This is a genomic window from Candidatus Zixiibacteriota bacterium, assembly GCA_018820315.1.
Taxonomy (GTDB): Bacteria; Zixibacteria; MSB-5A5; order JAABVY01; family JAHJOQ01; genus JAHJOQ01.
In genome coordinates, this window is record JAHJOQ010000050.1 from 1 (window position 1) to 15,060 (window position 15,060).

General features: G+C 51.4%; 12 protein-coding genes. 7 read left to right on the forward strand and 5 right to left on the reverse strand.

Going from position 1 to position 15,060, the window contains the following annotated elements; all coding sequences use genetic code 11:
• The 4 genes from KKH67_04280 to KKH67_04295 form a co-directional block, all read right to left on the reverse strand.
• On the reverse strand, positions 1-630 hold a 630-nt coding region (locus KKH67_04280; GenBank protein ID MBU1318395.1), incomplete at its 3' end, for a hypothetical protein.
• Entirely contained in the window at positions 630-1,112 is a 483-nt protein-coding gene (locus KKH67_04285; GenBank protein ID MBU1318396.1) for a hypothetical protein, read from the reverse strand. The genes KKH67_04285 and KKH67_04280, both read right to left, overlap by 1 nt.
• A gap of 18 nt (positions 1,113-1,130) precedes the next feature.
• The gene (locus KKH67_04290; GenBank protein MBU1318397.1) at positions 1,131-1,940 is read right to left on the reverse strand and encodes a hypothetical protein; all 810 of its coding nucleotides are present in this window, start codon (positions 1,938-1,940) and stop codon (positions 1,131-1,133) included.
• A 284-nt stretch (positions 1,941-2,224) separates the two neighbouring features.
• Positions 2,225-2,740 (reverse strand): nitroreductase family protein, encoded by a 516-nt coding sequence (locus tag KKH67_04295; protein ID MBU1318398.1) that lies wholly within the window; start codon positions 2,738-2,740, stop codon positions 2,225-2,227.
• 94 nt (positions 2,741-2,834) lie between these two features.
• Between KKH67_04295 and KKH67_04300 the strand changes: the two genes are divergently transcribed.
• From KKH67_04300 to KKH67_04315, 4 genes are all read left to right on the forward strand, one after another.
• On the forward strand, positions 2,835-4,040 hold the full coding sequence (locus KKH67_04300) for a DUF401 family protein (GenBank protein MBU1318399.1): 1,206 nt from the start codon (positions 2,835-2,837) through the stop codon (positions 4,038-4,040).
• An 88-nt stretch (positions 4,041-4,128) separates the two neighbouring features.
• Positions 4,129-4,755, forward strand: a complete 627-nt coding sequence (locus tag KKH67_04305; protein MBU1318400.1) for a sigma-70 family RNA polymerase sigma factor — start codon at positions 4,129-4,131, stop codon at positions 4,753-4,755.
• Complete coding sequence (locus tag KKH67_04310; protein MBU1318401.1) at positions 4,712-5,404, forward strand: zf-HC2 domain-containing protein; 693 nt, start codon at positions 4,712-4,714, stop codon at positions 5,402-5,404. The genes KKH67_04305 and KKH67_04310 overlap by 44 nt, the downstream gene beginning before the upstream one ends.
• A gap of 16 nt (positions 5,405-5,420) precedes the next feature.
• The gene (locus tag KKH67_04315) at positions 5,421-6,728 is read left to right on the forward strand and encodes a S1C family serine protease (protein ID MBU1318402.1); all 1,308 of its coding nucleotides are present in this window, start codon (positions 5,421-5,423) and stop codon (positions 6,726-6,728) included.
• An 83-nt stretch (positions 6,729-6,811) separates the two neighbouring features.
• Here KKH67_04315 and KKH67_04320 read toward each other — a convergent pair whose 3' ends face one another.
• Positions 6,812-7,930: a KamA family radical SAM protein gene (locus tag KKH67_04320; GenBank protein MBU1318403.1), complete on the reverse strand. Its 1,119-nt coding sequence runs from the start codon at positions 7,928-7,930 to the stop codon at positions 6,812-6,814.
• 492 nt (positions 7,931-8,422) lie between these two features.
• Here KKH67_04320 and KKH67_04325 point away from each other — a divergent pair, with 492 nt between their 5' ends.
• Genes KKH67_04325 through KKH67_04335 form a run of 3 tightly spaced genes read left to right on the forward strand, consistent with a single transcriptional unit; the run spans position 8,423 to position 14,830 of the window.
• Positions 8,423-9,076, forward strand: a complete 654-nt coding sequence (locus tag KKH67_04325) for a hypothetical protein (protein ID MBU1318404.1) — start codon at positions 8,423-8,425, stop codon at positions 9,074-9,076.
• A complete protein-coding gene (locus KKH67_04330) occupies positions 9,069-12,932 on the forward strand; it encodes a translocation/assembly module TamB domain-containing protein (GenBank protein ID MBU1318405.1) in 3,864 nt (1,287 codons plus the stop codon). The genes KKH67_04325 and KKH67_04330 overlap by 8 nt, the downstream gene beginning before the upstream one ends.
• Positions 12,929-14,830: a BamA/TamA family outer membrane protein gene (locus KKH67_04335; GenBank protein MBU1318406.1), complete on the forward strand. Its 1,902-nt coding sequence runs from the start codon at positions 12,929-12,931 to the stop codon at positions 14,828-14,830. The genes KKH67_04330 and KKH67_04335 overlap by 4 nt, the downstream gene beginning before the upstream one ends.
• Positions 14,831-15,060 lie beyond the last annotated feature (230 nt).

Here is a 15,060-nt window from a genome sequence, read left to right on the forward strand (position 1 = left end):
CGTGCTGTCATAATCCCACGTATAGTTGTCTTTGCCGTTATAGAGATTGAGCGACAATCTGAGCGACACCCGCGGCGAGATGTCGATTGCGCCTCCCGCGGAGTAGAGATACAAGCTCCCTGTTTCGAGCTCTGTCCCTCTGTCTCTGCTGCCTCCTGAATCGCCATCGATAAGGATACGCGCGAGCTGAAAAGCATGATCGAATGATGTGACTCGATTGATCCCGAATCCAACCACAGCCGATCCGCGATATGTCGGTGCGGGTACTGCGATGTTCAGTGTATTCAATCGTGTATGCGATCTGGAAACTCCATCCAGTGTCGGATCTACCTTGACACCGTTCGGATAAATGTTCTCATCGTTCGAGTACTTCTCATGCGAAAGCCCCGCCAGTATCTCGATTCTCCTTATGCGAGCCAGCACGGCAGGATTGTAGACGATTGCGGTGCCGTCCATACCGGCAGCAATCTGTGCGCCTCCCATACCGAGCCCACGCGCTCCGATGCCGAAAAAATTGCCGGATGAATTCTCGACTATCGCGGGACCAGCGTCATCCTGCGCGAATGCACTCAATGGTGCGGCAAACATCAGCAGCATGATCACGATTGCTGAATAATACAGTGCTCTCATTATCTTCCTCCTCCACCGCCACGGCGCTCCGGCTTCTTGGCCGGCTCTTCCTTCTTGGTGGCAGTATCCGTGGTGTCTACCGAATTGGAGTCCTTCATCCTGGTTTCCGGAGCCGAATTTGGCTGTGACTGACGGACCGGAATGTACCCGGGTATCTCGAAGCCATCTCCCACTGGCGCAACCGCCGGAGGCACGTAGTCGGGAGTCATGTCTGAATCGCATTCAGCCTCGTCATGGCCGTACATTGCCGATTCAAACCAAATCGACTGATACCACCATGGGCACGAGAGATAGTACCGCCATCTCTCTTGTTCGTACGATTCGAACGCAACGTCGACACTCGACGAGCCTTCTTCGCGCTCGGTTATCCCCGCGGGTGGCTTGCCATCGAGCGTACCGCGACGGAACACCGTGTAGCAGCCGTTAAGTGTGATGAGGAAGAAAATCAACACAGAACAGAGAACGAGGGACCTGGCTTTCACACTCATCACCTCCCGCCGCTAGAAAAACTCATAGTAGCTGATGCGCAACTCGCGCGATATCTGGTTAACATCTCTCCTGTTATCAAACAGGTTTTTCAAGTCAATTCCGAGTTCGAGTCTATCGTAAAATATCCAGCGAAGACCGAAATTGAAGTACCCGCGACCTTTGCCGCCGACACCATCAAGCTTCTTGTCATCATTCAGTCCTAGATCGTACTCGGCCATGAATGCTACGTTGTGATTCACGCTCATGTCGAATCCGACGAAGAAATTAGGGCTCGTATCATGATCCCCGGAGTGTTCGAGGCTGTAATTTATGCCGCCGTGAAATCCGGTCGCCCATTCATAGGTCTGATAGGCTTTCGAAATCACCATGTAGAAGCCTCTCGACTTGTACGTATAGCGATCCAAATCTTTGATGTAAGGGCCGTAACCCTGCGATGCAAACCCGAATGTGAACGCCGGGGTCGCATACGTTTCCGGGATCATCTGGTACTTCACCTCGAATTCGGGGTGATCCTGCCATGTCGGCTTAGACTGTCCGAGCACACCGGTACCACCATAGGAAATACCGAGCATAAATTTGTTGTGCAGCCCGATGTTGATTGCCGTCAGAAGTCCTCCACCAGAGAAATCGCGCACATGGACATCGAAACTTGCTCTAGGCAGAGTACCGGCTGTTGGACAGTCGATTAACTGTCGGGGTGGCAGACTGTTATATGTCTGACCCCTGACATCGTCCCGGTCGTCCGAATCGATTTGCGCGAAGGCGGTTGAGAACATCATCAATAGCACCAAGAGCGTCAATAGGTTTGTTCTTGCTGGCATCCATGCCTCCTGTCCTTGTTCTGTTGCCAAAAAAACTACCGGCTCAACCAGGGACAGTCAATGTAAAACTTTCCACGTCAAGTTTCCATACAGTATCTATAATAGCAATTCGTCTGCCAAGTTCCGCCGATCAGTCAGGGAAGGGGCACGGGTCTTTGCGGATCTGTAATGTCATAATTTACAATAGGTTGATGCTGACGGTGAGAATCGGCAAGTATCGCTAGCGAATCAGGTTGACTTGGGAGTGCACAATTATTGGGCGAGGAGACCCATCTCGCACAAAATCACTTCTTGAATCGATCGTAGCATACGATTTCATCGAGCGACTTGCGACTCTTGGGCTGAGGTTGGAAGCGGGGATATCCGAGAGCCATGAGTGCAACAATGCGCACAGGCTCAGGTATATCGAGGATTTGCTTGACTTTTTTCTCATTGAATGCGCCGAGCCAGCAGGTTCCGAGTCCGAGGTCCGCTGCTCGTAACATCATGTACGTTAATGCAATAGAGAGGTCAATGGTATAGGCGTGCTGACCGCAAGTCATCACGTAGTCCGGCTTGGTGCCGCATGCGGCTATTATCACTGGAGCTTCCTTCACAAAATCCTGTTCCATACATGCGTGACTAACCTTCAGGCGCTTTTCCGTCTTGCGGACGACGACAAACTTCCATTCCTGCTCATTGCGAGCAGACGGCGCCATTCTTCCGGCATCAAGTACCTCGAGGAGTTTTTCCCGCTCAATTGCATCCTCACTGAATGCCCTAATGCTCCGACGTTGTTTTATGACTTCGATTAGCTCCACCGCAATACCTTCCCGGGTTGCCTGTTCGGAGATTCATCTTGCTCCAAGCTGGGGGAATGATATATCTTAAGCCCCTTTGGCGCAAGGGAAATAGATGGCAAGCATCAAACTCGTACTTCTCTTCGGGATAATTCTCGCTCTGACAAAGGTCCGAGTGAAGATCGGACTCGCGATCGCAATCGGCAGCGTGATCGCGGGATTCATGTTCAGCATGGATCCACTGCAAATCGGCAGCTCCATTTATGCGGGCGCAATCTCGCTCGACACATTCCAACTCCTGGTAATACTCGTGTCCGTCTCATTTCTTGGCTCGCTTCTCAAAGAGAGCGGGCTGGCATCGAATCTCACGGGCGCTGTGGAGTCTCTGCTGCGGTCAAAACGGGCATCGATGGCGATCCTGCCTGCCATGATCGGGCTTCTTCCAATGCCGGGCGGAGCCCTATTATCGGCGCCTCTGGTTGATCAGGCTGGTGTGCATACGGGGGTCGCTCCTAAGCGGCTGGCCGCAATAAACTACTGGTTCAGGCACGTCTGGGAATACATTTGGCCTCTATACCCGGGTATAATCCTGTCCGCCTCCATTCTTGATGTAAAGGCGGCAACCATCGTATCTGCTCAGTGGCCAATGTCGGTCGGTATGATAGTTGGAGGGATTCTGTTTCTGCTGCTGCCGCTGGGCAAACTGGAAACTCACAAAAACGATGTGAGGTCCGGCAGGAATCTGGCATCGGTGTTCGCGAGCCTCTGGCCGATTTTCCTGGCAGTTTCCTTAAGCCTCGTTTTCGAGATCAGGCTCTACATAGCTGTTACTGCATCTCTTCTGGCGTTCATCTTGATCCGGCGTTTCCCGAAACGTTTGCTGCTCATCGGACTGAAGCGGGCTGTGACATTTGAGTATGTCTCATTTGTTTTCGCGGTGATGATTTTCAAGACAGTTCTAATCGACAGCGGGGCGGCAGTGCAGGTCGCTGCAGAGATCACTACCGCAGGAATCGATCCGATCTGGGTGGTTATGTTCATTCCTTTCATCATCGGTCTGATATCGGGGGCGACCCCGGCTTTCGTCTCGTTGGCATATCCGGCGCTTCTGCCGTTCATCAAGCCCGATGGCATTGACGTTCATATGTTGGCGGTGGCGTACACCGCTGGATTTTTGGGCACTCTGCTGTCTCCTCTCCATTTCTGCCTGGTTCTGACCGCAGAGTATTTCAAAGAATCGCTAACGCCGGTCTATCTTTATATCATTGGCCCTCTTGTGGTTATGGTGGCAGGATTGCTGCTGCTCATTATGCTGACCTGACTTGAGCGGTTCGCGGCACATGAATTGCTATTTACGAAACCGACGAAAGCAATTCGTGGAACCTGTGTAGAAAGGTTGTGTATACCAAATGAGACGAAAGACGAAAGGAACCAGCATGTTGCAGCGCGAGAAGCTGCCAGATTATCAGTTGATGGAGAGAATACAGAAGGATGATATGGTTTCCTTCAATACACTCGTGAACCGGTACAAGAATCGTCTCTTCAATGTCCTGGTCAAAATGCTCGATTCATCTGAAGCTGCCGAGGACATTCTTCAGGAGACTTTCCTTCGCGTACATCTGCACAAGATGTCGTTTGACTTCAGATTTGCGGTCTCGACGTGGATTTATACCATAGCACTCAATCTCGCACGCAATGAACTTCGAAGACGTAAACGCGTGCAGTTTTTTGACATTGAAGATTTCTCGAACAGGCTGCAAGCCCCCGAGGAAAAGGTCGATAATAGTTCTAAGTTGAGAGCCGTGTTGGACAAAGCCGTGAAGAAGCTGCCGCAGAAGTATCGTCAGGCTTTTGTGCTTCGCGACATGGATCAGCTTTCGTATGAAGAAATAGCCCAGATTCTTTCGGTTCCACTCGGGACTGTCAAGTCTCGCGTGAACCGTGCGCGCAACATGCTTCGCAACATGTTGAAGCCGAATATGGAGGAGTTGTATGAACTGTCGAAAGGCTCGGTCTTCACTCTCGGCATATACTAAGAATGAGCTTTCGCACAGTGTGAAAGAGAGACTGGTACTGCATCTTGACAATTGCCCAGCTTGCAAGAAAGCGAGTATTGTCGTCGAGCAAATAGGCCAGACTATCCGGCACCTGCCGAAAGCTGAACTCTCGGATGACTTCAACATGAAGTTGTTCGAGCGGATTCACAATGCCCCGAGAGGTGAGCGGTCTGAGTCCGCCCACATGCCGAAGAAGGCGCCATCCGGTTTGATGTTTCGGATCAAGTATGCTGCGCCTGTTCTCGCGACTGTTGCTCTTCTTCTTGTCGCAACGAGTTTTGTTACGACTACGGAGCGAGGCGGTCCTACTGGCAATCCGGGGTATGCTTCATCAGATGTTGCCGCTCCGCGAGTAGCATCTGATCCGAGAAAGGAAGCCCCTGCGACTCGCGTCGGCCTGAGAGGGCTGCAGTTGGAGCAGAGGATGCTCGATTCTCTTTCCGATCTCGTGCTCGCCGGCAGCAGCACGAAACTTGAGAGGATCGGAGAGCAGACGAAGCAGAGCTTCGGAGACTTCGGTCAGCGTCCCTTTGTTCGGAATGTTAGTATGCGTGGCGGTATGAACAGGCACTATGTCTTGCCAAGCGTCTCCACGAATCGTAAGCTGGTCAACAACGCCGCTTATTAGCGTGGGGTTACAGTGAATGCGATTCGCTGGGTCCAAACTGGTCGAGATGTGGATTCTCGTCTTCGCGCTTATTCTGATTTCTTGTCCTGTTGCCCTATCCTCGATTCTGAAGGACTTTGAAAGGGAGATTACCACTCTTCTGCAGGAAGTCCATCCTTCGGTTGTTACGATTCACTCTTATAATTCGCCCGATGCAGGGGGTTCTGCACGTGGTGCCTTTGCGTTTGGTGCCGAGGTTGCTGATACTCAGATCGGAACCGGTGTGGTCTACGACGCCGAAGGGCATATAGTAACGACCGGTCACGTTGTCCAGGGCGGCAGCCGATTTGAAGTGTTCAGCAGTGATGGAAGGAAATTCAAGGCTGTCGTAGTCGGGATTGATCTTCAAGCCGATGTTTCCGTGCTCAGGATATCCGGTGGCCAATTGCCACCCCTCACTCTGAATAGACTTAGGACCGTCGCTCACGGGTCGTTCCTTTTTGTGCTCGGTAATTCATTCGGTATACCGAATGCTGCCACTCTCGGAACTGCCATCGGCTACAGAGAGGATGGTCCGCTTCAAGTCTCCGCCAATCTTTCCCCAGGATTCTCCGGAGGGCCTGTGATAAATGTCGACGGCGAAATGGTTGGGCTTGTATCAGCCAAGTTAACTGAGCCGGTTGTGCTGAATTCACTGAAACTGGAACGACAGACACCGACGGGAGCGAAGGTATACAATTTTTCTTCCGCCGAGATGGAACTCCCCTCCACAGGAGTGATCCTGGCTGTGCCATCAGCAGCCGTGAAGGCGACCGCTGACCGCCTGATTGCCGGTGATCGAACCGGAGGAGGCTTTCTCGGAATCCAGCCGGAAGATGTCGACCCCGACTGGATGATCAAGGCATTCAATGTAACTCATGGTGTAATGATAACAGATGTCCTCGCCAGTTCACCTGCCTGGAAAGCGGGTATCAGAATTGGAGATATATTAACTCGGTACCTCGGGCGCCGAATCACGAGTTCGGATCAACTTCGTAGTCTAATCGGTGAGTGTAAGGCGGGAGATGTTGTGTCGTTAGGAATCGTCAGGGGAGGGAAGAACATCGGCCTGACGGTCCAACTCACATCTGTTGATGCTCTGGCTGCTACCACCCCGTCAGGAAGAGCGACTGGTGGTATCGACGCCCAGGGTGCGTCCGATGACTTTGACCTTTCGCTTGAGGTCGACTACAGGCGGGACCTTGCAGAACGTATAGACAGACTCCAACTTGACGTTGCACGTCAGATGAAAGAGCTGGAGTTGCTCAAGAAGCAGCTTGATAAGCTTGGTACCGATACCAGGTGATTGCATAATCTCAGCTTTATTCCCCTAACAAAGCAAACGTGATTAGGTCTGCGATTCGAGGCTGTTGCACTGTCTGTGATGCCTCAGATCGCGCAGTGAATCAATCCTACCGGCTGAAGCTGGTCGAACCAATGTGCATCGTCATCACGGTGACAGATTACAAGCCTCTGCTCGTCCCGTGGGTGTTTCGCTCGATGATATTTCAAGTATATGTGATTCTCGTCTACAGCGATGATCTCAATCTTGCCGGTCTCATGCGACATCACGTACTTAGCTCGCTTGCCAAGACCCGAGCAGTGTCGCTTAGCCTCCTCAACGGCGAAATACGCCTCCACGATTGGCACCTGGTATGGCCTGTTCCCGGCCGTCGGTCTATTCTGAAAGACATAGTACTGCGGAACTCCGATGAAAGAGAGCTCATTCCAGAGCTCTGACATTACCTCCGGCTTGTCGGAAATACCTCTGACGATCGGATTCTGATTGACACACACCACTCCAGCCTTCTGAATTAAGTCTATCGCCCTGATTGCCTCTGGAGTGAGTTCGCGGGGGTGATCGAAGTGGCACATCAGGTAGATCCGTTTGTTCGGAAGTGAATGGTGCGCGAGTACTTCCAGGAGTTGCCTGTCATTGATGAACCTGAATGGATCGAACGCCGGCATCTTGGTGCCAATTCTGATAATTCTCACGTGATCAATACTACGCAAAGCTGTGAGAATCCTGTCAATAGCTGCAGTCGAAAGAACCATCGGATCACCGCCGGTGATCAGCACATTGTTGACCTCAGGATGGCAGCGTGCATACTCGATTCCCTCGTCAATGTCGCAGTTGATTTCGCTGTTACCCTTAATGAATAGGCGTTTTCGGAAACAATATCTGCAGAACCCACCACACATTTTCGTCACGAGAAGAACTACTGTGCTCCCATACTTGTGTTGAACACCTCTCCTGACAGTGATCGAAGTCTCGCCCGATGCATCCAATTGTCCCCATGTAATCAGTTCACCGATGTCGGGTACAATCAATCGGCGGATCGGGTCCCTCGGATCGTCCCAATCGACAAGACCTAGATAGTATTCGTTCGAGCGAAACGCGAAATGCTCCGAGACCTTCTTCAGTCTGCTCCTCTCAGTTAGAGATAGCCGGTGGAGATCATCTGTGTCTAATATGCACTTGCTCCTGCATGTCCGTCCGGGTCTCATCTGGGCGGCATTTGCCTCCATAGTGCACTCCTTTCTTCAGTATGTCTCGGTAGCCGGAGTCCTGAGCGGGATGAGAAACCAACTTCAAACGAGCGTACGCGGGGCGCTGCAGTGTCAGATCGGACCAATCCAGTGGTCGACGGAGTCAAGCGCAGGTGAATACACAGCCAAGCCCAATTCCTGGCGAAAGCTCCGACTCTATTATAAATTACACTCAAAGCCTCAATTTGTCAAGTGTTCTCTTTAGTTAGTTTCGGTATGGGCACGGTGCTTGCTACTGAACGTGTCGTGAGGTCGGAAGTGCGAGCGCCAATAAGTCTGAACTGCTTTGTAATTGTCGGTGTAGGTGTCGTGTATAATAACGATAGGAGATGGACGGCAGTCGCCGCTGCTCGTTGTGGCAGTGAGATTATTGTAGCTTGACACTAGACGGGTTCGTCGGTTACCTTGGCGATTGTGGGAATGTAGAATCTGATTGCGTGTCTGGGAGTTATGGGGATAGAGACAAAGAAGAAGCCAGCCCTCAGAGCATCATGGCGGATACTGATGCTTGTGTCTGCCAACCTTGCCAGTGGAAGATACTGTTCCGTCTCAGATCTTCTGCGGGATGCTCGAAAGATGAGGATTCCCCCGCTTCGGATCTATGAGATCATATTGCAATGCTACCTTTTTCTCGGTTATCCTCGGTCTATCGAGGGCTTGAAACTGCTTCGTGAGCATTATCCGGCATTCACTCCGCCCGATGCGGATGAGATTGGATCGGAATCATCCGAGAAGTGGCAGAACAGGGGAGAACGACTCTGTCGCAAGATTTATGGTTCGAATTATGAACCTCTCCGTGACCGAATCAAATCTCTGTCCCCCGATCTTGACCAATGGATGGTCTGGGAAGGTTATGGTAAGGTGCTTTCAAGAGATGGAGTTCCGTCGGCTCTACGGGAACTCTGTACCTGTTCTGCACTTGTGGTGACCGGAGATATTGTACAACTCCACTCACACATGATCGGGGCAATCCACGTCGGAGCCAGCTGGAGAATGTTGGAGGAAATGATCGATTTGCTTAACGGCACAGCGAAGGCTGGAATGTGTCGAGGTGCATCGGCGCTCCTGAATCGTATCTCTCAGAAAGCTGGGAAGGATGCGTAAGAGATTTAAGATACCAATCGGGGTTCTGCTCGTGTTCATGCTGGCTGTGGCTGTCACGCTCGTGGTTATCGTCAAGACAAACTTCCTTGAGCGCCAAGCTAACGAGCTTCTTAAACGTAATCTGGAGAAAAAGTACGGATTGCAGATTACTCTTGGAGACATCGGCGGCTCGATCTTCTCAGGATTTCACGTGTCGGACATAGAAGTCAAATACGAATCGGGTGAAGGACTCTATCGTATCGCTGCGATAAATTACATCGACGTAGAATACAATCTATATGACTTGTTGCGCAGCCAATGGATAGTGCATCGTCTTCTGATCGACAGTCTTAGGGTGACGGCAAGGAAAGGTAGTGACGGCTCTCTCGACATACCTGACTTTGCAGGAGATGGGGGTAGTGTAGGGGGTGGGGCAATTGACTTCGCAGTCGAAAAATTGCTGCTAATGAACTCGTCATTCGCGTTGGCGGATCGCTCCAATTCGCTGGAGATTGATGAGATCAACGTCCTGCTCAGCCTTACGAAGGATAAGAACCGATATCAGGCGGAAATCGACACCTGTTGGATGCGAATTCCCTCGTATGATGTTACTCTGCGTCAGCTGACGGGAACGTATACTCTTGTCGACTCAATTATCGAGGCTGAGGATGTCAGGGTCGTGACGGACAGTTCCACGCTAAGCCTGGCTTCGACCTTGACACTGGGATCTGATCTTGGGTTCGATGCAAGCCTGACTAAATCTCATGTAAACTTCCCTGAGCTGTCCAGAATTATCGGTGTGAATCTGGAGGGTGCTGTCGAAGTCGTCGGCAATGTCGATCGTCACGATGGTGTCACGGGAGCCAGCTTAGTAATCGACGGCCTGTTCAGGAACTGGGAATTTGCCGAACTGAAGACAGAGCTGACTTTGGTCAACAAGATGATAACTGTGAGCTCGGTTAGCGGCGGTGCCTTTGGAGCGAAACTAAACGGAAGAGGTTCTTTCAATCTTGGGAGTTCACCGGAATGCTACCAATTCGCTGGCACGGTTGAGAATCTGAGTCTAAGTGGAGCAGTTGAGGGATCTTATGAGTCAAGCCTCACCGGTTCGGTTGTTCTGGATGGATGTGCGCTAACCAGAGATGAGTTGACGCTCGATTTCGATCTGAATCTCGGCCGAGGCAAGTTCGACGCCTACTCTTTTGACTCGCTATCCGGGAGTTGTCGCGTGACATCCGACTCGATCATTTTCAGATATCCATTCGATTTGTTCTATCGATCGACATCGTTATCCGCTGGCGGCAGGATCGAATATTCAGGAGATATGAACATAGAAGGTCAGGCGAATCTGCCGGTAATAGATCAGTTCAAGAACCAGATATTCCTTAGGGACATAGGGGGGAGGGGTTCTGCGAATGTGATGCTAAGTGGTCCGACCGCGGATCCAGCGGTAACGGGTGATTTCACTTCCGATTCTGTCAGAATCTACGACTTCACATCGAGAGACTTCTACTGCTTGTTAGACGTCCAGCATTTCTTCTCCTCACCTGCTGGAGGTGTCGAGATATTCTCCGAAGAGTTCGATTACAGTGGTCTTCAGGGACAATGGGCATATGCGTCCCTTGGGATTGAACCGGACATTGTCTTTATAGAGAATGTAACCGCCTCCATGGAGCCATCCGAGATCCATGGTGTGGGAATGCTCGAAATGGCGGATGACAGTCTCCTGCTCAGATTCAATGAGCTCACAGTTGATATTGATTCTGAGAAAGTCAGCATCGCAGATGAAGCCATTGCAAGCATCACGGATGCCGGAATAAAATTAGTAGCCCTCGACCTGTCCAGCGGGACGGATCGCGTGAACGTGCGGGGGGACTATCTGTACGACGGTTCGCTTGATCTGGTGCTCGGATACGATGATTTGTTGATGGGCAAGTGGCTGCCATACTTCTATGATGAATACGTGATTGCCGGAAGGCTATCCGGGGACGGAATCATCAAGGGGAACCTCCTCGACCCTATTCTTCAATTCGACCTCTCTGTAGGAGATATGAGCCTCGGTGGTGAGAAGATCGGCGATCTCTCCGGTCTGATTTCTTATGCTGACAGCAGTCTCACTTTCAGAGGTGTAACTCTGAGAGGTGTGAGCGATACGACAGAGATAGAGGGATATGTACCGTTAGATCTGACTTTTCAAGCACGAGAATCCCGACTGCTGAAAGACGAGCCGATAGACCTGGACATTTCGATTATAGGTGTCGCTGTTGATACGTGGCTGCCGTACTTCTATGAGGATTATAAGATTGGAGGGAGACTCTCTGCGAACGGGAAAGTCTACGGGAGTCTTCTTGATCCGATGTTTCGATTTAATATGCATGTCAACGATATGACTCTGGACGGAGAAGTAATCGGTGAGCTATCAGGCCAAGTCTCATATTCTGACAGCAGCCTGGCATTGAAAGACCTCTCTCTCGAGAGTGAAGTGACCGCTTATGCGCTGAATGGGTATCTTCCGATTGATCTCACTATCGATCAGAGAGACTCCCGTTTGCTCGATCAGTATCCTATGAACCTGGCAGTCTCGGTGACCGGTTCAAGCTTCGATCTTGTCGATGAGTTCTTTTCAGATGTTGAGTGGCTTGAAGGTTCGTTTGTGGTCGACGCGATCCTATCCGGGACACCCGCGGATATGTATTTTGATGGCTCTATCCGTGTGGACAAAGGGCGGTGCAAGCTTTACTACATTGAAGACCCTATTACTGACATGCAGTTCAGGGGGTTTTTTGACGGCCGCAGTCTGACCGTGAATCGGCTGGAAGGTAAGCTTGCCCGGAATAAGACATCCGGAGAATTCAGTGCCTCCGGATCGATTGATCTTACGGATCTTACGAAACCGAATTATGCTGTCAGGATTCAGGGAACGAATCTTCCTGTTAAGTATGATCTCGGTGAAATCGAAGTCCGCATCGGCAAGCTCGACTTGTCAATCGAAGGTTCAGACCCGCCTGCTGTGACCGGTGATGTCAATCTGGTCCAGATGCTCTACGAGGAACCGTTTTACGATGAGATAGTGGTGGATGCCCTAGCTGCGGCGGACACGGTGTCTGGAATCGACTACAATATTCACATAGATATCCCTCAGAACATGTGGATCAGGAACGAAGATGCTGACGTCGAACTGAAAGGGAGTCTGATAGTCCTTAAGGAGGGTAGCCTTGAGAATTTCCTGGGCACACTCGAAACCATCAGAGGAAAAGTCTATCTTGCAAAGCTCGGTAGGTCGTTCACGGTGCTGTCTGGTGGCACAATTACCTTCGATGAAATAGCCACATTCAATCCGCGGCTCGACATTCAGATGACCACTACAGTAAGAGATTCCACCGGCATGAGGGACGTCTGCATGCAGCTCACGAGGACTCTGAACGATCCGAATATTGATGTTTGCCCTGGGTCTGACCTCTCCATCGATGAAGTCTGGGTTTACATGAATCCGATCGGCAACGGCTTTGGCGATAGTGCTCCATCAGACACTACCGGGGGGGGCGGCTCGTCGCTCGGCGGCCGTCTGTCGGTGGGCGCAGCGGGGATAGCATCCAGTCAGGTGTCGAGGCTGGTCTCGCGCCGACTCGGCGTCGAGACATTCGAGCTCAACACGACCGGGTTTGGCCGCACTCTCAATCCTCTCGAAACTGAGCTGACTATTGGATTCTATACTACGCCGCGTCTGTATATCTACGGAACGAGCCAGTTGACATTTGGCAGAACCGAAGAGCTCGGATTCGACTACAGGCTTTCCAACAGGGTTTTCATATCGGGGCAGCGCGATCGTGACAATCTCTATCACCTCAACCTGAATCTCAACTGGGAATTCAAATGATTCGGCGATCCTGTCTTACTTGCATATTTCTCTTCTTGCTGATTTCCGGAGTCAGCTCCGTGTGCGCCGAGCGTGATCCCCAACTCAAGTGGCTAGGGAAGAAGCCGTTGATCAGCAAGGTGGAAGTGAACGGAAATGAGTATTTCTCCGACGGCAAGGTTAAGAGTCTGATGCGCTCGCAGGAAAATGGATTCTGGCAGTCGCTCAGACTAAGCGAGAGGCATCGCCTCAGAAAAGACTCCAAACGTTACGACATGGCAGCACTGCAGTATCTTTATCTGACAAACGGCTTTGTCGATTCCAAAATCGAAGAGGAGTTCGTGGTCGCCGAGGACAGCAGTGCCATCGTGAAGATCACAGTCGTTGAGGGAAAGCGGTATCTGATTCGGAGCTCGACAACTTACAGCGATCTCGGATCATTTGGTGAGGCAGTAGCTCATCAGTTGAGGCAACTGAGGCAGGGTGATCCTCTCAATCCGCGCAGAATCGAGCAGGTTGCATTCGATATCAAGACAGTATACGCAAACAGCGGCTACCCATACGCCGATGTCAGGGATTCAGTATCCGTTGACAGCGAGGTCGACAGCGCCGACGTGACCTTTTTCATCGAGCGTGGTCCGCTCACGGTATTCGGCGATGTCCACGTCGACAGCCTCGAATTCACCAAACCGAGTACATTTACACGAGAGCTAGTATTTAAGCCGGGAGACGTCTATAGCCGTCAGATGATCATTGATAGCCGGCAAAGAGTCTATTCAACCGGTTTGGCAAGCTACGTCGACCTGACCGTCAAGAACGCTCCAAGCTCGGACACATCGAGTATTCACGATGTCAGGCCCGATTTCCTGTTGAAAGTGAGAGAGCGCAAGCCGAGATACGCGAAGATCAAAACTGGGGCGGGCGAGGACGATGAACAGGATCTTGTATGGGATCTTGGGCTGGAATTCGGCAACAGGAACATCTCCGGACGCGGTCGGCAGGTGCGATTCGGACTGGTTTCCAGTTTCCTGGTGTTCGCCGGAGATTGGCGGATATTGAAAGAGAGATTCGAGTTCGAATACAGTGAACCGTGGCTTCTGAAGATCCGTATGCCGCTGCATCTCACTTTTGGCGTCGAGCCGGGAGTGCGAAGCGAAACCCAGCGATATCGGATATCGAGGATTGATCTGGGTCTGACCACTGCCCGTGAGCTGTCCCGCTCGACAGTTGTCTCCGGGGGGATCGAGTATGAGCAGGTGAAAATCACCGGCATCCCAGCGGATGAGCTTGATGATCTTAAGAAAGAAGAGGGAATCAGTGTGCAGCGCAAAGTTCTCTTCCTTCTTGAAAGGGACACGCGAAACAACCTCTTGCTTCCGATAAGGGGGAGCTATGCTCGTCTTGACGCCGAATATGTAGGTGGCTTTCTTGGTGGTGACAACAGTTTCGTGAAGTTGCAGGGGAATGTATCGCGGTATCAGAACTTCTACGGTTCGAATATCTACGCCTGGCAGTATCGGATCGGATGGGTTCTCGGGACTGCGAGTGATCCTTATGTGCCGACCACAGACAGGTTCTATTTTGGCGGTGGCAAGAGTTTGAGAGGCTATGTTTCGAGCAGTGTCGGTCCGGCGACTGCAGAGGGTGAACCGGCCGGGGGACGTGTGCTGATCCAGACAAATCAGGAAGTGCGCAGGCCGCTTTTCTGGAATTTTTGGGGATCGACATTCATTGATGCTGGCAATAATTACGAAGACTTCAAGTATTTCAAACTTGACAACCTGCTCGTGTCGGGTGGTGTAGGGTTGCAGTATATCTCGCCTGTCGGCCCGATACGCCTCGATTACGGTCACCGTCTGATCCACGGTGGTTATCCTCCGGGCGGCCGCTTCCACTTCTCGATATTGTATGCGTTTTAGACAATCGAACGCAGGATACTGCAGACAGTATCCTACTCTTGTTCCGTGGGTCAACTCCCCGCCACGCAACTCCCAACGCAACTCCACGCCAGGGATACTGAACATGAAGGTACCCCCTTGCGTTAGTTTTAACAAGCTGAGACTTGAAGATATTATCTAAGAAGAGGGCTGGCAATATTGCGACTTTGGGACTGATATTCTTGTCTCTTTGCTGAATGATCTCCCACGGA